The sequence below is a fragment of the Terasakiella pusilla DSM 6293 genome, from assembly GCF_000688235.1.
Taxonomy (GTDB): Bacteria; Pseudomonadota; Alphaproteobacteria; order Rhodospirillales; family Terasakiellaceae; genus Terasakiella; species Terasakiella pusilla.
In genome coordinates this window covers 41,470-61,809 of the sequence record NZ_JHYO01000018.1, presented here as the reverse complement: position 1 = coordinate 61,809, position 20,340 = coordinate 41,470, and the positions used below count along the sequence as shown (strand labels likewise).

Below are 20,340 nucleotides of genomic sequence, written 5' to 3'. Positions count from 1 at the left end.
TAATTGACAAATTAGTGCGGGCTGCGTACATATGACCTCCAGACCAACAACCCAATGATGAGAAAATCATGTCCAGTTCTTCCAGTGCCGTTTCATTTACAAAACCTGCTGCTGACCCACAGGAAGCTGTTTCGCGTTTGACGCGGCTCCTCGGTCAATATGACGGGCTGGATTCCCATACCTTGTTGGAAAAGGTTCTGCTGGAAGAATTTAACGGCAAGATCGCGGTGAGTTCTTCTTTTGGGGCAGAGGCTGCGGTTCTGTTGAAACTGGTGGCGGATGTAGATAAAACGACACCGATTTTGTTTATTGATACGGGCCATCTGTTTGAAGAAACCGTGCAGTATAAAGCGACCATTGAGGAACATTTGGGCCTGACCAACGTTCAGACGCTACAGCCGGAACCTATCCACCTTCAAAATGCGGACCGTGACGCCACACTTTATGAACGCGACACAGATTACTGCTGTCATATTCGTAAAGTCCTGCCGTTTGAAAAAGCACTTGGTCCCTATGCCGCGTGGATCAGCGGGCGCAAACGCTTTCAAAATAGTGAACGCGCCGCCTTGCAGCCGATTGAACTGGATGCGGACGGTCGTTTTAAAATCAATCCGCTTTATAACTGGGACTATGAAAAAGTCGTGTCGGAGTTCAAGGCCATGGGCTTGCCGAAACATCCGCTGGTCGACAAAGGGTATCCGTCCATTGGCTGTGCGCCATGTACACGGGCGGTAAAAGACGGTGAAGATCAACGCGCCGGAAGATGGTCGGGTCAATCGAAAACCGAATGTGGTATCCATAAATCGCCAAGCTTTGAAGCCATCTATATCTAGGGTTATTGTTAAAATAAATCCCGTGAAAGGTCATCTTTAAAGGTGGCCTTTTTTGCGTATCTTTTGTACTAAATATGCCCTCTTGCCAGTGACTGTCTGGCAGGCAATTTGTGCCACAAAGGATAAGAATTTATGCAGCCTCTCCTTGATCGTTTATCAAAAGAACTTGGGATCACACTTTCACAAGCCAACGCCGCTGTCGAGTTGTTGGACGGGGGCTCAACCGTCCCCTTTATCGCACGCTATCGTAAAGAAGCCACGCAAGGGCTGGACGATACGCAGTTGCGCCAGTTGGAAGAACGCCTGCGCTACATGCGCGAATTGGACGAGCGCCGTGATTCTATTTTGAAATCGATCGAAGAGCAAGGCAAGCTTACCGATGAGCTGACGAAACAAATCGTGCTGGCTGATACAAAAGCCCAGCTTGAAGATTTGTATTTGCCTTACAAGAAAAAACGCCGCACCAAAGGTCAAATTGCCCGCGAAGCCGGGTTGGAGCCTTTGGCTGATTTGCTTTTTGATGATCCGCAAAAAACACCGGAAGATGAGGCACAATCTTTCTTCAATGCCGAACTGGGCTTTGAAGATACCAAAGCCGTACTGGACGGTGCCCGCCAGATTTTGATGGAACGATTTGCCGAAGATGCCCAGCTGTTGAACGAGCTGCGCCAGTATATCTGGTCAGATGGCCGCGTGGTCAGCGAAGTCGTGGACGGAAAGCAGAACGAAGGCGCTAAGTTTAAAGATTACTTTGACTATAGTGAGCCGGTGAACAAAGTACCATCCCACCGGGCGCTGGCCTTGTTTAGAGGGCGCAATGAAGGGGTGTTGAAAGTCTCCCTGCAAACGGGGGAGGGCGATGGCCTCGACTGTATCTCGCGCATTGCGCATCATGTTGGTATCCGGGATCAGGGCCGTCCAGCAGACAAATGGCTGCAGGATTGTGCGCGCTGGGCGTGGAAGGTCAAAATCTCCCTGCACCTTGAAATGGATGTCCTGACAACCCTGCGCGAAACGGCGGAGGAAGAGGCCATTCTGGTTTTCTCGCGTAACTTACGTGATTTGTTGCTGGCAGCCCCTGCGGGGACACGTGCAACACTGGCGCTTGATCCGGGCTTCCGTACCGGCGTAAAGGTCGCCATGATGGACCAAACGGGCAAGGTCTGTGAGACAACAACGATTTATCCGCATGAGCCACAACGCAAATGGGATCAGTCCATCGAAGTTCTGGCCCATATTTGTCGTACCTATAAGGCGGAACTGATTAGCATCGGTAACGGCACCGCCTCACGCGAAACGGACAAATTGGCAGAAGACTTGATCAAGCGTTATCCTGAACTGAAACTGACCAAGCTGGTGGTGAGTGAAGCGGGTGCCTCTGTTTATTCAGCCTCTGAATATGCGGCGCAGGAATTCCCGGATGTGGATGTGTCCTTGCGCGGGGCGATCTCGATTGGTCGGCGTTTGCAAGACCCGTTGGCAGAGTTGGTGAAGATCGATCCGAAATCAATCGGGGTGGGGCAATATCAGCATGATGTGTCACAGGTGAAGCTGGGCCGTATGCTAGATGGCGTGGTCGAAGACTGCGTGAACGGCGTTGGCGTGGATTTGAATACCGCATCGGTTGCCCTTTTAAGTCGTGTTTCCGGCCTCAACGAAGGGCTCGCGCAAAACATTGTGCGCTTTCGTGAAGAGAAAGGTCGTTTTGATAACCGCAAACAACTCAAGGAAGTTTCGCGACTGGGCCCAAAGGCCTTTGAACAGTCTGCCGGATTCTTGCGCATTCGCGATGGCAGTAACCCGTTAGACCAGTCTTCCGTCCATCCGGAAGCATATCCTGTGGTAGAAAAAATTATTGCCAAGGCGGGCAATGACATCGCTCACATCATTGGCAATAAGGCCGTCTTGGAAGGGTTGGATGCCGCGGCCTTTACCGATGATAAGTTTGGTCTTCCAACGGTCAAAGATATCCTGTCTGAGCTGGAAAAACCAGGGCGTGATCCACGTCCGGAATTTAAGACAGCAACCTTTCAGGAAGGGGTGGAAAAACCATCAGACCTCAAGCCGGGCATGCGTTTGGAAGGTGTTGTGACCAACGTGACAAACTTTGGTGCCTTTGTGGATGTCGGGGTGCATCAGGATGGTTTGGTACATATTTCCCAACTGGCAGATCGCTTTGTCAAAGACCCTCATGAGGTGGTTAAACCGGGTGATGTGGTGATGGTGACGGTGCAGGAAGTGGACCTGCCGCGCAAGCGTATTTCGTTGACCATGCGCACCGCAGCAGAAGGCAAATCGGAAAAGTCTGGTACACCTTCTGAAAAATACGGTTCGCATCCTTCTAAAAATAAGCTAGTCTCAACCAAGAGCTTTAAACAGGGGAAGTCACGGACATCTGAAACAGATGACCAAGGCAATAACGCATTGGCAGCAGCCCTTGCAAAAGCAGGCTTCAAATAAGAGAAACTAAAAGTCGTATAAAGAAATAAGATGGCACAACAGGAAAGCGTTTCAGGGCAGGCCTATATCGACCTCTCCCGTGCAGGGTGGGGGATGACGCTTGTCGATACCGCATCAAACCTGTTTGCCATCTGTTTGGACAATAAAATCCAGTACATGAACAAGGCAGGCCTGTGTCTGTTGGGGGCCGATAGCCAACAGGATGTGCTGGGCTACGATTTTGCGGATTTCATTCATGCTGATTATAAAGAGTTTTTAGCCTATGGGCTGGAATTTTTGGCCGAAGAAGAAGACTTCATTCCGCTGAAACTGCTCAAGCGTGATGGTAGCACTCTTGATGTTAAAATGCTCATTAATGATATTCAGGTCGATGGTTTGGACGCTCATATCGTCGAGTTGCAGGATATTACGGAATATAAACGCGCTTCCGAAGCCGTGCGTGATCGCGAGCATCGCTTAAAAAGTATCCTGAACACGGTGACGGAAGGGATTATGACCCTTAGTGTCAAGGGGATCGTTCAGACCTTTAATCCGGCGGCGGAAAAGATTTTCGGGCGGCCGGCACAAACGGTTATCGGACATCATATTGAAGTGCTAATGGATCCTGAATATCGGGATCCTTATAAACGTTTTCTGGAACGTAAAATCCTGAATGGTAATTCTCCCCTAATGGGGAAGCCGTGGGAACTGGTGGGCAGTCATGAAGAGAAGGGCCGTTTCCCGCTGGAAATGACTTTAACCAAGCTTCAGGTCGGCAACGAGCTGATCTATACCGCTGTGTTCCGTGATATTACCGAACGAAAACAGAGTGAAGAACGTATCCGCCACATGGCGCACCATGACACCCTGACCGGGCTGCCGAATCGCCACTTATTTACCGACCGTTTAAATCACGCGATTAAATCTGCCCAGCGTTATAATAAGGCGCTGGTCTTGATGTTTGTGGACTTGGACAAGTTTAAGCCGATTAACGATACCCTTGGGCATGAAGCAGGGGATGTTGTGTTACAAGTGGTCGCCAAGCGTTTTCGCAAGATTATACGCGAATCAGATACGGTTGCCCGTATTGGCGGTGATGAATTTGTTATCCTTTTGGAAGAATTGGATAATTCTGACGCGGGCGTTTTGGTAGCGGACAAACTGCTTGAAAGTATGGAAGAACCTATTCTTGTCAGCGGACGCGAGTGCCGCCTTGGCGCGAGCATTGGTATTGCCCGTTTCCCTGAAGATGCAATGGATTGTGACGAATTATTGCGCTGTGCGGATGAAGCCATGTATGCGGTCAAAACCTCGGGACGCAATGGATATAAGCTGTATGAACCGACGCTTTCGGTACTCGGTTAGGTCTTATAAATCGTTTTTTTTTAAATTCAGGCTTTCTTTCGCCTTATCCTATAAGATAGTCTCCCACCTGAACTGGGAGAAGAACGGGAGATGGTTTTGCAAGGTCCTTTGCATAAAATGAAGATGGGCGCTTTTACAGTTATGCTGTTCTTGGGGCTCGCTTGTTTGCCGAGCATGGCGCAGGCGACGGATGTTCGTCCGTTTTTTGGATTGCAAATTCAAGGAATGTCGCCGCAGATTGTCCGGGCGTTGGGCCTTGAAACAACACAGGGTGTGTTGATCCGTGATATAGCTTTCCCCGGTCCGGCCAGCCAATCTGATGTCCGCCGTGGGGATGTGATCCAGACTTTGAATGGCGAAGAGACTAAATCGGTTGAAGACGTCCTCAAGATGGTGGAGGGGCTGAAACCGGGAAGCGCAGTCACCTTGGGCATTTATCGTCAGGGGACAACCTTGCAGGTGCCCTTTGATATCGGTGAAAAACCACCTGTCTGGGAGGATATGCGCAACAATTTTACGACCATTGCCCCCTTGGGGATTACCTTTGCGGCTTTGACACCAAAGGTGCAGACGCGCTTTGACCTGCCATGGTCAAGCCGTGGCGTTGTTGTCAGTCTTGTGGATGCTGAAAAAGCCGCCGGACTGGATATTCAAGTCGGTGATGTGGTTGTGCAGGTCAATCAGTTTCCGGTCTGGAAGCCTGGACATATCGTCGGATATATGAAGCGTGCGCAAAAGGAAAAGAAGGATATGGTGCTGTTGTTGATTGAGCGCGCCAATGGTTTTCGTTTCGCTTTTTTACCGGTTCCACAGGTTCAATAGGAGCGCTCCGGCCTACTCGGGCATCATCGGGGGATCAAGATCCTCGTCCCAGTGGGAGACGGGCTCTGGATATCGCTTGATCCATTCTTCCAGCAAAGCGACATGTTCGCTTTCTTCTTCGGCAAATTCGGCTGCCATGGCTTTGACATCCGGGTGAGTACTGTCATGAGCGATCTTGGCATAAAAGTCATGGGCGCCTTGTTCAACCTTTAGCGCCAATTTTATGACGTGATGGGGCGTCATTTTATAGTGGGTCTGGTAAATATCGGCAGCTTCCGGACTATCGCCATCTTCCCAGACGAAATCCCAAGGTGCGATATGGGGAAGGGTCATATCCTTTGATCGTTCTTCCATTTCAGCGGCATGTTTGTCGGCATAACCGGCAAGCAGGTGAAACAGTTTCGCGACTTCCGGGTTGTTATGTACATCCATGGTGTCAGCCACTTCGCGGTATCGTTCAGCGGCTTCGGTTTCCATGGTGAGTGAGTGGGCCAGAAGGTCTTCCAGCGTTTCAATGTTGTACGTAACAGACATGATCTTCCCCTTATCTCGTGATGTTACTTTTTCTTGGCGCGTGCTTTTTTTACTGCGTCTTTCAATGTGTCTGCAGGCACAGCACCGGGGAGAATTTGTTCCCCGACGATAAAGGCCGGCGTCCCCGTGATATTCAGGCTTTGTGCAATTTGACGGGTCGAGGTGATTTCCTGTGAGACGTCATCGGCTTGCATATCTTTTTTCAGCTGGTCCACATCCATGCCCAAATCTTCGGCGGTTTTGTAGACTTTCTCTTCACTCAGACGGCCGCGAACGGTCATCAGTTCTTTATGGAATTCTTTGTACTTACCTTGCTTTTGCGAGGCGAGAGCCGCGCGGGCGGCAATTTCGGAAACGGGGCCAAGGATGGCAAATTCTTTCATCACAAAGCGGATGTTTTTATCGCTATTGACGACGTCCATGATGGTCGGGTAGGCGCGCTTGCAATAGCCACATTGATAGTCAAAAAACTCGACAATCGTCACATCCCCATCCGGGTTACCGTCAATCGGTGTGATGCCGGGGGTAACCAGCAGATCAGACAGTTGTGATAAAGCAGCTTTTTGCATTTCTTCGCGGGCAGCTTCTTGCTTGCTTTGCAGAATCTGCATGGCTTCCATAAGGATTTCAGGGTTTTTCAACAAGGTATCGCGAACGAGTTGACGAACTTCCTCCTGTTGGTCTGCAGACAACTGGTCTTTGGCAGCCAGTGGGGTGGTGACAAGAAGGAGGCCGAGGGCGAAAATTAAAAAGCGCATTTTTATGTCTCTGTTTATTAGGAAAAGTTGTGGGCATCATGGTACAGCAAACAAGAGAAGACAAGGCTAGACTTAGCGGATCAGGTCAATTGTCGAAAATGTGATACCGCCATCGTCGGCACTGGGGGTACTTGCCATGCCGATGAAGGTGATTTTGGCTGTCCCGACATGATCGGTGGGCCAAGCTTGTTGATAGAGGAGGGAGAGATCGACGGCTTCGTTATGCCATCGGTTTGTCTGTTCCAGTCCCCCACGTTGGACATAATATTTCACCTGTCCCATGGGATAGAGATTGCCGCGTTTGAGGGCGGTCTGGTCATAGCCAATGGCGAGTACCCGATCAAACGGCGGGAGCCCGTCGCCGTGCCACACCATCCGGTCCCCTTGCAAGGGCGGGCTTTGTGGGTTTCCCCCGTAAAATCCAACGAGCAGCCGAACAGGGTGATGCAGGCCGTTATGTTCTGACACATGCCAGTTCCAGACAAGAAAGGGGGTAACCAGCACCCGCGTATCCTGATAACGCGCAAGGACAAAGTCGGCTTGTCCACTTTGGATATGGACGCCTTTCACTCCATCGCGGCGGTTCATATAGATGTTGGGGAGTTTACCCCGGTTGGAAAAAACAGTCTCTTTATCTCGCCCTTCGATGACCCAGCCTGCGGGAATATGGTTTGGCGCAAAATGATGTCGGCTGTTCAGTACGTCGATCCGACTTCCTTTTCCAATAACCAGCTCTTTCGTCGGGGCTGTTTCATAACAGCCAGCGAGGAGGAGGGGGAAGAGAAGAAGGATCAACGTGCGCATGGGTTATTTTTTCTTCAACAGTCTTTCAGAGGTCAGACGGATATCCTGTGCCTGTAGCCATTCCCGTGATCCGACTTTAAGCCCCTGTTCAGCGCGGTTGGCAAGGAATTGGGAGTCCTTGTAGCGCCGTTGCAGGAAGGCTTCTTCCGCAAGGGCGAGGGAGCTTTCTGCCATACGTTCGGCCTTGCCGTAAGCGATGCCGAGTTGACGCCAGGCAAAAGCGTATTCTTTATCGTTATGGACGGTTCGTTCCAGCATTTCGATAGCTTGGTTGAGTTTTGCGGGATCGTTTTGTTCCAGATAACTGCGGCCCAGACCCAGCAACAGCAGAGGTGTGTTAGGCTTTAGTTCAACCGCTTTTTCATACGAAATGACAGCGTCATCCAACTGGCCGTTTTCAAAATAAATCTGGCCCTTAAGTTCATGAAAATAGGGATCATCCGGCATTTCGGCAATCAGGCTGTCAACTTCCATAATTGCTTGTTCCAGTCGTCCGTCTTTGTGATAGGCCCCGGCGCGGGCATAGCGGGCAGGGATACTATTATCCCCGACAGGGTAAAGGCGCAATGTATGGGCGGGCGATAGTAAAAAGGCATCCAGTTTGGCGCGCATACGATTGTGCATGTCGCGGTATTCTTTGCCTAATTTACGGTCCTTGTAAGGGGAGGCTTCCACATGGGCACGAATAGCGTTCACACGTTCACCAGTTAACGGGTGAGACCGGATGTAGGGGTTTTGCTCCGACGTTTTAGTGACTTCATCGCGTTTGAGAATTTCAAAAAATTCCAGCAACCCGCGCGAAGAAATGCCAATGTCGTCCAGATATTTGATGGCGGCCTGATCGGCGGAACCTTCTTCCATCCGGCTGTAGCTTAAAAGCGATCTTTGCGCTGCTTCTTGACCGCCAAACATGATGGCAGCACCCGCACCGGCTTCCCCCGCCATGGCAGCGGCGCCCCCCAGTATAAAGCCGATGATCGATTCGGCGGGGACCCCCTTCATTTTTTGGCGAATGCGCGATAAGTGTCCCCCGGCGATGTGACCGCTTTCGTGTGCGATGACGCCAATCACCTGTTCTGGGGTGCGCGCACGTTGCAAAAGGCCTGTATGTATGAACAGTTTTTGTCCACCGGCAACAAAAGCATTGAGTCTACTATCGTTTACCAGATAGATTTCAACGTTATCGGCGGCAAGACCTGCGGCTTCAAAAACGGGTTTTGAGTATAAGGCGATAATATTTTCGATTTCCGCATCCCGGATAAAAGAAATCGATCCCGCTTTTGCGGCGCTCGATACGGGAAGGGATAGAGTCCAACAGGCAAGTAAGAAAAGAATTTTTATGGTTTTACGCACTGTTTTCCACCGTTTTAAAAAGTCTACAGGTTTACACGCTAACCTGCATCGTTATACGCGTCAATTGGCAGTCTGCACAATGACAGTCGCGCTCGTTGCGTGTAGCTTCACTACTGATGAAGAAGATAGGGGCAAGGTCGGATTTGTGAAAGGGTTTCTTGGCGGTGTTGTTGCTGATGAACCTCGCGCCGCCCTGATTGGTCGTGATGTTCTGTCGGCGGGCGGTACGGCGGCTGATGCGGTAACGGCGATGTATTTCGCCTCTGCTGTTACGATGCCCGCTTCGGCAAGCCTTGGTGGCGGCGGTGTGTGTGTTGTGCATGACAATAAAACGGCAACAACAGAGGCACTGGACTTTTTGACAAAGGTGCCATCAAACCTGACAGCGGGTGCAGAACGGTATGTTGGTGTACCGATGAATGCACGTGGATTTTTTATCCTGCAATCGCGTTATGGTGACTTGCAGTGGGGGCAATTGATTGCACCGGCAGAGAACCTGGCACGATTTGGCACACAGGTGTCGCGCGCTCTGGCAGCGGAATTGAAACCGGTTGGAACAGCTCTAATACGCGACCCGGAAAGTGCGCGGGTTTTCCAGAAAGCCGATGGTCAGCCGGTTCGTGAAGGCGATGTGATTAAACAGCTTGATCTTGCCGCGACCCTGACGGAAATTCGCACCAAAGGTCCGGGGGCGTTGTATGTCGGGCCGTTTGCACGTCGTTTTGTCGAAGCGGTTGGGCAAGCTGGTGGACAAATGACACTGGAAGATTTGCGCGATGCCTTGCCGCAATGGCGTGAGACGGTGAAAAGCCAGCCCTACGAATATAAAACAGCTCATTTCGCGCCACCGGCCGCCGCCGCTGGTGTGGTTGGGGCACAAATTTGGTCCATGTTGGCTGAAAACGGTGATTTTACGGGGGCTAGTGAAAGCGAACGTGCGCACCTATTGGCAGAAATGTCCATGCGGGCCTTCGGGGACCGCGCACATTGGGTGATGCCTAATGGTGCCAGTCAGGTTGCTGTTGAGGAGCTGACAAGCGAAGGCCACATTGAAAAATTGATGAACGGGTTTAATGAAAACAGTCATCAACCGGCCAATACCTTGTCTGCTGCCCCAAAACTGACACCAGAATCCCCCTCCGCCCTAAGCTTGGTTGCGGTTGACCGGTTTGGGTCTGGTGTGGCGTGTAACGTCACCATGAACAATGGGTTTGGTGTGGGGCGTACAGCGCCCGGGACAGGTGTCTTGCTGTCTGCATTGCCAGGTCTGAATGGACGCGGTCCGATGTCGCTTGGTCCGATGGTGCTGGTGAACGAGAATGTGAACGAGATTTATTTCGTGGGCGCTGCCTCGCGCGGTGTTGTGGCACCGACAGCGCTTGTGTCTGTTGCTGCGCGCAGCATTATGGGCGGGCAGGACCCGCAAGAAGCCATGAGCCAAGCGCGTGTGCATCATGGCGGGGCACCGGATAAGGTTTTCTATGAAGGTCACTTGTCCGGTGACGTGGTGTCTGACTTGCAAGCCAAGGGGCACGCAACAGATCCTGTGGAAGGTCTGGGCATTGTCAATGCGATCATATGTCCGGCAGGGATTCCAGTTAATCCGGGGAGTTGTCGTACACTGAGTGATCCCCGTGCGTATGGTCTTGCAGTAGGAACAGATTAATGACTTTAAAGATTGCAAAACGTGGCACCGTCGCGCCTTTTATCGTGATGGACGTGTTGCGGGCCGCCAATGAACGCGAAGCCAAGGGCGATGATGTGATCCACCTTGAGGTCGGTCAACCGAGTACTGGCGCACCACAAAAGGTCATTGAAGCCACTCAAAAGGCCTTGTTGAGTGATAAGATCGGCTATACGGATGCTTTGGGTATTGCGCCTTTGCGTGAACGGATCTCCCAGCATTATAAAGATTATTATAATGTGGATGTGCCTGCGCATCGTGTTGTGGTGACAACGGGGTCGTCCACCGGCTTTTTGCTGTCCTTTCTATGTGCGTTTGAACCAGGTGACAAGATTGGCCTGACCGCACCGGGATATCCGGCTTATCGCAATATCTTGCGCGCCCTTGGCTATCAACCGATTGAAATTGAAGTAGGGCCGGACACGCACTTTCAGCCGACACCTGAGATTTTGGATAATCTTGGCGTTGATCTGGATGGATTGATCGTGGCTAGTCCGGGCAACCCGACAGGCAGTATGTTGTCTACGGCTGACTTGCAAATCCTGTGTGCCTATTGTGACCAAAAGGGAATCCGTTTTATCTCTGATGAGATTTATCACGGGATTACCTATGATCAGCGGGCGAATACGGCGGTTGAATTTAGCGACAATGTGATTCTGATCAACAGCTTCTCTAAATATTTTTCGATGACGGGCTGGCGACTGGGCTGGATGGTTGTGCCTGAAAATATGGTCCGTCCGGTGGAATGTCTGGCGCAAAACATGTTTATTTCCGCCCCGACACTTTCACAATATGGTGGGGTTGCGGCCTTTGACTGTATGGAAGAAGCTGAAGCGAATGTGGCCCTGTACGCCAAGAACCGTGAGCTGTTGCTGAACGAGCTACCAAAGGCTGGCTTTACCAAACTCGCCCCTAGTGATGGGGCTTTTTATATCTATAGTGATGTGGCGCATTTAACCAATGACTCACAGGCTTTTTGCCGTGATATATTGGAAAAGACAGGTGTTGCCACAACGCCGGGCGTAGACTTTGACAGCGCACGGGGGGACCATTTCATGCGCTTCTCCTACGCTGGCAGTTTCGAGCAGATGCGCGAAGCTGCAAAACGCTTACAAGCGTATTTGAAGTAGGGATAGATCAGGGGTGCGGGCTGGTGGTCTTGTGTAAAGAGTACCAGTCGCATCTGTTCAGCGCGTTTTTTGTAAAGCTGGGGAAATCTGTAAATCCCTTGATCTGTTGAAAGAGGTGACACTTTTCACAGTGTACGCAGTCGCCGCATTTGATCTTTGTAGACATCTCATATTCCGAAAATAAAGTGTTGTCGTCGGACGCGTCTCAATAGCATATTTTTTGTGTACTTTAACCTGAAGTATTACGGGAAATCAAATTAAAAAAGGCCGGATACCATTTTCAGGTATCCGGCCTTATACTTTATATTGGTTGATTTGCCTTAACGGCTCCACCAACCTTTACGTTTTGGTTTATCTTCAGTGACTTCCTCAAGGCTGCCGTCACTTGATTTTACGGTTACTGCTGTTGTGGCAACAACCTTTGTTTCCACTTCTGGCGCTTTAGGTTCGGCTTTCGCTTCTTCCTTCTTCGGCTCAGATGCGACAGAATCGGCTTTAGCGGCTGCGCGTCTGCGCGGGGCTGGCTTCGGCTTATCTTCTGTTGCGTCAGGTGTACCCTCCGCTGCCTTTGTCGTGCGACGACGTGTCGGGCGGCGGGTTGGCTTGGTTTCTTCGCTTGCTTCAGCAGCGTCAACAGAAGTCGCTTCATCCGTTACAGCGGCTTTGGCTTTCGGGGCAGCCCGACGGCGTGTACGCGGTTTTTTCGGTGCTTCTTCTGCAACGTCTGCTGTTGCTTCTTGTGAAGTTTCGGCAGTATCAGCCGCTTCGGCTTTTGCAGCAGGCTTTGCACGTGTCCGACGACGCGGTTTCGGCGCCTCTTCTTGTGCCGGTGCTGCTTCTTCCTCGACGGTTGCTGTTTTAACAGATGCTTCTGGCGCAGGGGCAGGGGCTTCAGCTACTGTGTCGTCAGAAGGAGAACTTACTTCTGCAGCGACTTCAGTACTTACGTCAGCCGTTTCCTCTGTGTCGGGACGACGGCGACGCATGCCACGGCGACGCGGACGACGTCTTGGCTTGTCTTCACCTTCTTCGCGCTCAGGCTGCTCACCCGCTTCTTCCTCTTCTGATGACTCATCGTAAGCTCTGTCCTCATCAGATAGGTCTTCGCCATCCAGATCCGTCTCATCGTCCGGGTTGCGGCGTGTGCGACGGCGACCACCGCGTTTGCCACGGCGGCGACGTTTGCGCGGTTTATCTTCATCATCGTCTTCTTCGGAAAGTTCTTCCTCGTTTTCGATGATCTCTGCATCCATCTCGTCCGTCTGGTTATCGGACTTACGACGACGACCACGGCGGCGGCGGCGGCGCTTGCGACCATCGCCTTCTTGATCTTCGTCGTTGTTTTCCAGAACTTCACTTTTGATATTTTCAAACTGTGTTGAATCTTCCGGACCTAAGGGACGCACGACGACTGCGTCGCCGCCTTGCTTGGTCTTCAGGCGCTCCAGACGGTAGGCCGGTGCGATCAATGTGTCATCGCCAGAAAGTTGAACCTGCATTTGGTAGCGTTGTTCAATGGCTGCCAACTGGGTACGCTTTTGGTTGAGGATGTAAAGTGCTACCTCGTTCGGTACATGCACGATCACTTCTTCGGAACGACGGCGGATGCCTTCTTCTTCAATCACGCGCAGGACATGTAGAACAGTTGATTCAAGCGAACGTGTGACCCCTGTGCCCTGACAGACGTGGCAGGTATGTGTACTTGTTTCCGTAAAGCTTGGACGCAGGCGTTGACGTGACATCTCCAGCAGGCCAAACGGGCTGATACGACCGATTTGGATACGGGCGCGATCATTCTTCATCGCATCCTTGATGCGGCGTTCAACAGCGGCCTGGTTGCGTGAGATCTCCATATCGATGAAGTCGACAACTACAAGACCCGCAAGATCACGAAGACGTAAGGAGCGTGCGATTTCGTCGGCCGCTTCGATGTTTGTCTTGAGGGCTGTTTCCTCAATGTTGCGTTCTTTTGTTGAACGACCGGAGTTTACGTCAATCGCAACCAAGGCTTCGGTTGGGTTGATGACGATATAACCGCCGGAGGGAAGTTGCACGATCGGGCTGTGCATCGCATCCAGCTGCCCTTCTACCTGATAGCGGTGATACAGCGGGATTTGCGTTTCATCACGATAAGGCTGAACCTTTTTTGCATGACTGGGGATCAACATCTTCATGAAGTCCTTAGCTGTGCGGTAGCCTTCTTCACCTTCGACCAGTACTTCGTCGATGTCGCGGCTGTACATATCGCGGATGGAGCGTTTGATCAGGTTGGCTTCTTCATAAATTAATGAAGGGGCCTGACTTTGCAGCGTCACATCACGAATGTTGGACCACAGGCGCATCAGATATTCAAAGTCGCGTTTGATCTCCGCTTTGGAACGTTCCGCCCCAGCCGTTCTTACGATCACGGCTGTTCCTTTTGGGATAGACAGTTCGGAAAGAACAGATTTCAAACGCTTACGGTCTTTAGCGTTGGAGATTTTACGGGAAATCCCGCCACCTTTATCCGTGTTTGGCATCAGGACGCAATAACGACCAGCCAAAGACAGATAGGTCGTCAGGGCCGCGCCTTTATTGCCGCGTTCTTCCTTAACCACCTGTACCAGAATGATCTGGCGCTTCTTGATGACTTCCTGAATTTTGTAACGGCGTTGGTTGCGGTAATGAGGGCGGATATGTTCCACCTGATCGCTATCGTCCGCGCCGCTTTCTTCAACGTCGTCTTCTGGTTTTGCGTCCAGCTCGTCGTTGTCATCTTCCAGATCGGCTTCAAATTCTTCACGGTCGGAAACCGGGATTTGATAGTAGTCCGGGTGAATCTCGTTGAACGCCAAAAAGCCGTGTCGATTGCCGCCATATTCAACAAAGGCGGCCTGCAGGCTGGGTTCTACACGAGTGACTTTAGCGAGATAGATATTGCCTTTGAGTTGTTTGCGTGAAGCAGATTCAAATTCAAGTTCGTTCAGACGATTTCCATCGACGACGACGACCCGGGTCTCTTCCGGATGCGTCGCATCGATTAACATGCGTTTGGTTGCCATTAGGCTTGTAACTCCAGTGTGCAGTGACCAGTCTGTTAGGGGAGCGTAAGAAATAACAAGCTGAACCCGATGACGTGAGACTGCGATATTTTGTAGAAAAATAAATGGTCGAAATACTGGCGGCGCCCATGCCAAAGGGATGCACAGAACATTTTCTGTCAGCCGTTTTGGTGTTATGGTCTGCTCTTGCCAGCATCAAAACCTCGAATATAGTATCAATAGTCGTTTCAAGCGCTGCGTTTGCACAATCAATATTGCGTCAAATCGGCGTGAACTCAGGGCTGATTAACTTTTCCGGTCGTTGAATATAAAGTGGAGAAACAAGGACTGTACCCCACACATCGGAAACTTTTACAGATAAGAGCGCTTTTTCACGCGGTCGTTAACATAACGGTAGGAAATTAATTACACAATGCTCTTATAGGTCCAATAGCGATTTTTCTTTCATTTTATCTTTTATACCCCAGTTATTCTCTACTTGCGAATAGAGGGGAAAATGGAGTAAATCAAAGGAGTCGCTGGCGATATTGCGATTATGTTGTAAATAAAATTGATGCCGTGATGTTCAGACACAATTCCATAATAACACCTGTTTTCAAACTGTTACTGGTGCTTGTTTGCGTTTTTGGATTCTTTAAGGAGAGTCCGGCGCAGGACGGGCTGATGCCAGTGGTCCAAAGTGTGCGTATTGGGGAACACCCCGATTACACCCGTTTTGTAATGGAACTGAGTGATCAGGTTGAATTTAACCTGACGACATTGGCTGACCCGTATCGCGTTGTTGTGGATTTTCCGGAATTGGCCTGGCAACTGCCCAAAGGGTTTAATCCCCGCATGTACGGGGCGCTAAGCGGTTTTCGTTATGGTTTGTTTAAGACCGGCGTTTCCCGCATTGTGCTGGATGCAAAGTCGCCGGTACAGATCAAAAACACCATGATGCTGGCACCGCGTGGACAGGTTAAAAACTGGCGTTTTGTCATGGATCTTGTGCCGACCAGCCGTGCCAATTTTATGGCAATGATGAAACCGGCGGAGTATCCAACGCCTGCCTCTGTCAGTGCCGCTGCCGCACCAAACGTGCAGGGTAATGTGGAACAGGCCCGTGTCCCTGTGATGACCCCGCCGAAAAAACCGAATAAAAGCAGCAAGCATGTTGTGGTTCTGGATGCCGGTCATGGCGGAGTTGATCCGGGCGCAAGCGGTGTAAGCGGATCGTATGAGAAACATATTACGCTAGCCATTGCCCGTGAACTCCGCGACAAACTGGAACGCACGGGGCGCTATAAAGTCGTGATGACCCGTGATCGCGATGTCTTTATTCCGCTACGGGAACGTACAGCGATCGCCAGACGGGCAGGGGCTGACCTGTTTATTTCGCTGCATGCCGATACGTTTAAGGATCGGGGGGTGCGCGGGGCATCGGTTTACACCCTGTCAGAGCGTGCCTCGGACAAGGAGGCCCAAGCCCTTGCGGATCGTGAGAATAAGGCTGATTTGATTGCAGGGTTTGATTTGACTTCCACATCAGACGATCTCAGTTTTATTTTGCTGGATATGGCGCAGCGTGATACCAAAAATCAATCGTCCCGGTTTGCCGAGACGTTGGTGAAGGACCTGTCAACTTCCAGCAAGGTGCTGCGTAATCCGCACCGTTTTGCCGGCTTTGCAGTACTTAAGGCACCAGACGTGCCGGCTGTGTTGATCGAGCTTGGATTCTTGTCCAACAAGTATGATGAACGGGCGTTGCGTTCCAAATCTCATCGCACAAAACTGGCGGAAACGATCAAAACGTCTATTAACCGTTACTTCAACCGGATTGAAGAAGCCAATCGTTCATAAATCTGCCGTTATTTTGTGATACCCAAATGACAAACAGGTTCATTTGGGTATACTGCACTTCTATAACAGGTCTCTGTTGGTAAAAAATTAAGGCAAGCACGTTGAAAATCTTAAAAATTATTGGTGGTCTTTTAGGTCTCTTTCTTTTCTTGGCGATCTTGGCGGCAGGGGGAGTCCTCTATGGGTTCTATCATTATGGCAAAGGCTTGCCGGATTACACCCAACTGAAAGATTATGAACCACCGGTGATGACACGCGTGCATGCCGGTGACGGGCAATTGTTGGCAGAATATGCAATTGAAAACCGTGTGTTCGTGCCAATCAAGGCGATCCCGCAGCGGGTCGTCGGGACGTTTTTAGCAGCGGAAGACAAGAATTTTTATCAACACAGTGGTATTGATCCGATGGGTGTGGCCCGAGCTGTGGTGATTAACCTTAAAAATCTGGGGAAAGGCCGCCGTCTGGTCGGGGCTTCTACGATCACCCAACAGGTTGCCAAGAACTTTTTGCTGACGAACGAAGTGTCTTATGTTCGCAAAATCAAAGAGGCGATTTTGGCGCTCCGCATTGAACAGGCGCTCACCAAAGACCGGATCATCGAGCTTTATCTCAACGAAATCTATCTGGGGTATGGGTCGTATGGTGTGGCGGCTGCTGCGCTCAACTACTTCAATAAATCTTTGGGGGAACTGAGCATCGCGGAAACGGCCTATCTTGCCGCCTTGCCTAAAGCACCAAACAACTATCACCCAACCCGTAAAACGGCAAAAGCTGTTGAACGCCGGAACTGGGTCATTGATCGTATGGCGATTGAAGGGGTGATCACACCTGCAGAAGCAGAGGAAGCAAAAAAAGATCCTTTGACCGTTGAATCGCGTTCCGAGACAGAAGTGGTGGAAGCGCCATATTTTGCAGAAGAAATTCGTCGTCAGTTGGTGGATATGTATGGCGAAGATAAGCTGTATAAAGGTGGCTTGTCCGTCCATTCCACCGTTGATCCCAAATTGCAGGAAGTCGCGCAACGTACGTTGCAGCAAGGGTTAGAGGCTTATGATCGTCGCCATGGCTGGCGCGGGCCGATTAAAAATGTGGAAACCACCTTGGGCTGGCAAGATGCCCTGCAACAGGTTACCCCGCAAAAAGGGGCGCCGGATGCTTGGCAAATGGCAATGGTGCTGGAATTGCACAAAGCTGATGTTACCATCGGTTTGAAAGATGGGAGTCAAGGTGTCATTCCGTTTGCTGAGATGAAATGGGCGCGCCCGTGGATTGAAGGTCAGCGGGTTGGGGCAAGCCTGAAAAATCCGCCGGATGCCTTGAATAAAGGTGATGTGATCTGGGTGATGCCGGTGACGGAAACGGAAAAAGGTAATAAATACCAGCCTAACACCTTTGCACTTCGTCAGTTGCCGGATGTGCAGGGCGCGATTGTGGCGCTTGATCCGCATACCGGGCGTGTGTTGGCCATGGTTGGCGGCTACGACTATGATATGAGCCAGTTTAACCGCGCGACACAGGCTAACCGTCAGCCAGGGTCTGCGTTTAAGCCATTTGTTTATCTGGCGGCACTGGATCATGGCTACACGCCATCCACGTTGATCCTTGATGCACCGTTTGTGTTGGACCAAGGGCCGGGGCAGCCGAAATGGCGACCGGACAACTACACCAACCGTTTTTATGGTCCGTCCACCATGCGTTTGGGGATTGAGAAATCACGAAACCTGATGACCGTTCGTTTGGCACAGACATTGGGACCGGACGTTGTGAGTGAATATGCACGGCGTTTCGGCATCACGAAAGATTTGCCGGAAGTTCTGTCCATGGCGTTAGGGGCCGGGGAAACCAAATTGATTGATCTTTCCACGGCTTACGGGATGATCGTTAATGGCGGTAAAAGCATTACGCCTACCCTGATTGACCGTATCCAGAACCGTGATGGCGTGACCGTGTTTAAGCATGATACGCGCGAATGTAACGGCTGTATGGCCATGCAATGGACTGGTGACGAAGTCGTGCCGACCATCGTTGACAACCGTGAAAGTGTAACCAGTGAGGAAAGCGCCTATCAGATGGTGTCTATCCTTGAAGGGACCGTGGAACGTGGTACGGGACGTCGTGTCGCTGCGGTTGGCAAGCCATTGGGCGGTAAAACAGGGACAACAAACGAAAGCCGTGATGCGTGGTTTATGGGCTTTAGTCCTGATCTGGTCGTGGGGGTGTTTGTGGGCTTTGATAATCCGATTTCGTTGGGTAAGCGCGAGCAAGGGGCGTCTGCTGCCGCACCGATTTTCCGTGATTTTATGCAGGAAGCCTTAGCCGATCAACCCGCAACACCTTTCCGTATCCCTAATGGCATTCGGCTGGTACGTGTGAACGCCCGTACAGGTCAGGATGCTCAACTCCACGATACCAACGTTATCTGGGAAGCATTTAAGCTCGGCACGTCGCCAAGTGAAAGTAATGCCGTGCTGGACGGGCAAAGCAATGAAAAGGTTGTTGCACCAGCTGTTGTTGAAACGGGAAGCGGTCTGTATTGACCCGCACAGCGATTGGGTTTAAATACCCACAATCTCGTTTTGCATTTTTAATCAGGAAGAAGTCATACCATGCGTGCGGAAATCGAAACCCAGGTCGAAGAAATTCGTAAATCCTTAAGCCTATTGCGCAAGCATTTGGACTATGACAATGCGGTTCGCCGTCTGGAAGAACTGAACGCGCTGAGCGAAGACCCGGATCTGTGGAACGACCCCAAAAAGGCACAAGACCTGATGAAAGAGCGTACGCGCCTTGAAAGCGGGATCAAAGGCCTGGAAGCGTCCGAGCAGGAGCTGGAGGATAATATCGCCTTCATCGAAATGGGGGAGTTGGAAGAAGATGCGGATACGGTAAAAGAAGCTGAAGAAGCTTTGGCTGTCCTGAAAGAACGCGCCGCCAAGCAGGAAATTGAAACATTGTTGTCCGGTGAAGCGGATGCGAATAACTGCTTCTTGGAGATCAACTCCGGTGCCGGGGGGACGGAAGCTTGTGACTGGGCCAACATTATGCTGCGTATGTATACCCGTTGGGCCGATCAGCATGGCTACAAAGTCGAATATCTTGAAGAAACCGCGGGCGAGGAAGCGGGCATTAAATCCGTGACGATCAAGGTAGCGGGGCATAACGCTTACGGCTGGCTGAAGAACGAGACAGGGACGCACCGTCTCGTTCGTATTTCCCCGTTTGACAGTTCTGCGCGTCGTCATACCAGCTTTGCAGCGGTTTCGGTTTCTCCGGAGATTGATGACAACATCGAGATTGAGATCGAAGAGAAAGATTTGCGGGTTGATACTTACCGTGCCTCTGGTGCGGGGGGGCAGCACGTTAACAAAACGGACTCCGCGATCCGTATCACCCACATTCCCACAGGGATTGTGGTGCAGTGTCAAAACGATCGTTCCCAGCATAAAAACCGGGCAGCGGCTTATAAGATGTTGCGGGCGCGTCTGTATGAAGCTGAACTGCAAAAGCGTGAGGCTGAATCGCAGGCGGAGCATGACGCCAAGACAGAGATCGGCTGGGGTCGTCAAATCCGTTCTTACGTTTTGCAACCTTATCAGATGATCAAGGATTTGCGTACCAACGTGGAAACATCGAACTCTCAGGCTGTACTTGATGGGGATTTGGATATGTTTATGGCGGCGGCGCTTGCCCATCGTATCGAAAGTGCCAGTGAAGACTATTAAAAATAGTTAGCGCATT

At 51.0% G+C, this 20,340-nt stretch carries 14 protein-coding genes; 9 read left to right on the top strand and 5 right to left on the bottom strand.

What is annotated here, in order from left to right:
* The first annotated feature begins 68 nt into the window (after positions 1-68).
* From Q397_RS0113115 to Q397_RS0113100, 4 genes are all read left to right on the top strand, one after another.
* The gene (locus tag Q397_RS0113115) at positions 69-833 is read left to right on the top strand and encodes a phosphoadenylyl-sulfate reductase (RefSeq protein ID WP_028879808.1); all 765 of its coding nucleotides are present in this window, start codon (positions 69-71) and stop codon (positions 831-833) included.
* 132 nt (positions 834-965) lie between these two features.
* Positions 966-3,293, top strand: coding sequence for a Tex family protein (locus Q397_RS0113110; RefSeq protein ID WP_028879807.1), 2,328 nt, complete (start codon positions 966-968; stop codon positions 3,291-3,293).
* Between the two features lie 30 nt (positions 3,294-3,323).
* Positions 3,324-4,637, top strand: a complete 1,314-nt coding sequence (locus Q397_RS22480) for a diguanylate cyclase domain-containing protein (protein WP_051610003.1) — start codon at positions 3,324-3,326, stop codon at positions 4,635-4,637.
* A 123-nt stretch (positions 4,638-4,760) separates the two neighbouring features.
* Positions 4,761-5,459, top strand: a complete 699-nt coding sequence (locus Q397_RS0113100; protein WP_205618832.1) for a PDZ domain-containing protein — start codon at positions 4,761-4,763, stop codon at positions 5,457-5,459.
* A gap of 12 nt (positions 5,460-5,471) precedes the next feature.
* On the opposite strand, the gene Q397_RS0113095 is transcribed toward Q397_RS0113100, so the two are convergent.
* The 4 genes from Q397_RS0113095 to Q397_RS0113080 all read right to left on the bottom strand — a co-directional run bounded on the left by Q397_RS0113095 (position 5,472) and on the right by Q397_RS0113080 (position 8,908).
* Positions 5,472-5,993: a ferritin-like domain-containing protein gene (locus Q397_RS0113095; RefSeq protein WP_051610002.1), complete on the bottom strand. Its 522-nt coding sequence runs from the start codon at positions 5,991-5,993 to the stop codon at positions 5,472-5,474.
* A gap of 23 nt (positions 5,994-6,016) precedes the next feature.
* A complete protein-coding gene (locus tag Q397_RS0113090; RefSeq protein WP_038013911.1) occupies positions 6,017-6,751 on the bottom strand; it encodes a DsbA family protein in 735 nt (244 codons plus the stop codon).
* Positions 6,752-6,823: 72 nt separating this feature from the next.
* On the bottom strand, positions 6,824-7,555 hold the full coding sequence (locus Q397_RS0113085) for a hypothetical protein (RefSeq protein ID WP_028879803.1): 732 nt from the start codon (positions 7,553-7,555) through the stop codon (positions 6,824-6,826).
* 3 nt (positions 7,556-7,558) lie between these two features.
* Positions 7,559-8,908 carry a M48 family metalloprotease gene (locus Q397_RS0113080; protein WP_051610001.1) on the bottom strand — a complete coding sequence of 450 codons (1,350 nt, stop codon included), beginning with the start codon at positions 8,906-8,908 and terminating at the stop codon, positions 7,559-7,561.
* A gap of 79 nt (positions 8,909-8,987) precedes the next feature.
* Here Q397_RS0113080 and Q397_RS22475 point away from each other — a divergent pair, with 79 nt between their 5' ends.
* The gene (locus Q397_RS22475; protein WP_169737997.1) at positions 8,988-10,574 is read left to right on the top strand and encodes a gamma-glutamyltransferase; all 1,587 of its coding nucleotides are present in this window, start codon (positions 8,988-8,990) and stop codon (positions 10,572-10,574) included.
* The gene (locus Q397_RS0113070) at positions 10,574-11,722 is read left to right on the top strand and encodes a pyridoxal phosphate-dependent aminotransferase (protein WP_028879801.1); all 1,149 of its coding nucleotides are present in this window, start codon (positions 10,574-10,576) and stop codon (positions 11,720-11,722) included. Before Q397_RS22475 ends, Q397_RS0113070 begins: the two co-directional genes overlap by 1 nt.
* Before the next feature lie 320 nt (positions 11,723-12,042).
* Here the strand turns inward: Q397_RS0113070 and Q397_RS0113065 are convergent, their stop codons facing one another.
* On the bottom strand, positions 12,043-14,763 hold the full coding sequence (locus Q397_RS0113065; RefSeq protein WP_038013910.1) for an Rne/Rng family ribonuclease: 2,721 nt from the start codon (positions 14,761-14,763) through the stop codon (positions 12,043-12,045).
* Positions 14,764-15,426: 663 nt separating this feature from the next.
* Between Q397_RS0113065 and Q397_RS22470 the strand changes: the two genes are divergently transcribed.
* The 3 genes from Q397_RS22470 (at position 15,427) to prfB (ending at position 20,324) form a co-directional block, all read left to right on the top strand.
* Positions 15,427-16,602, top strand: a complete 1,176-nt coding sequence (locus Q397_RS22470; protein WP_051609999.1) for an N-acetylmuramoyl-L-alanine amidase — start codon at positions 15,427-15,429, stop codon at positions 16,600-16,602.
* 101 nt (positions 16,603-16,703) lie between these two features.
* Positions 16,704-19,139: a PBP1A family penicillin-binding protein gene (locus Q397_RS0113055; RefSeq protein ID WP_028879799.1), complete on the top strand. Its 2,436-nt coding sequence runs from the start codon at positions 16,704-16,706 to the stop codon at positions 19,137-19,139.
* Between the two features lie 69 nt (positions 19,140-19,208).
* A complete protein-coding gene (gene prfB, locus Q397_RS0113050; RefSeq protein WP_028879798.1) occupies positions 19,209-20,324 on the top strand; it encodes a peptide chain release factor 2 in 1,116 nt (371 codons plus the stop codon).
* Positions 20,325-20,340: the final 16 nt, after the last annotated feature.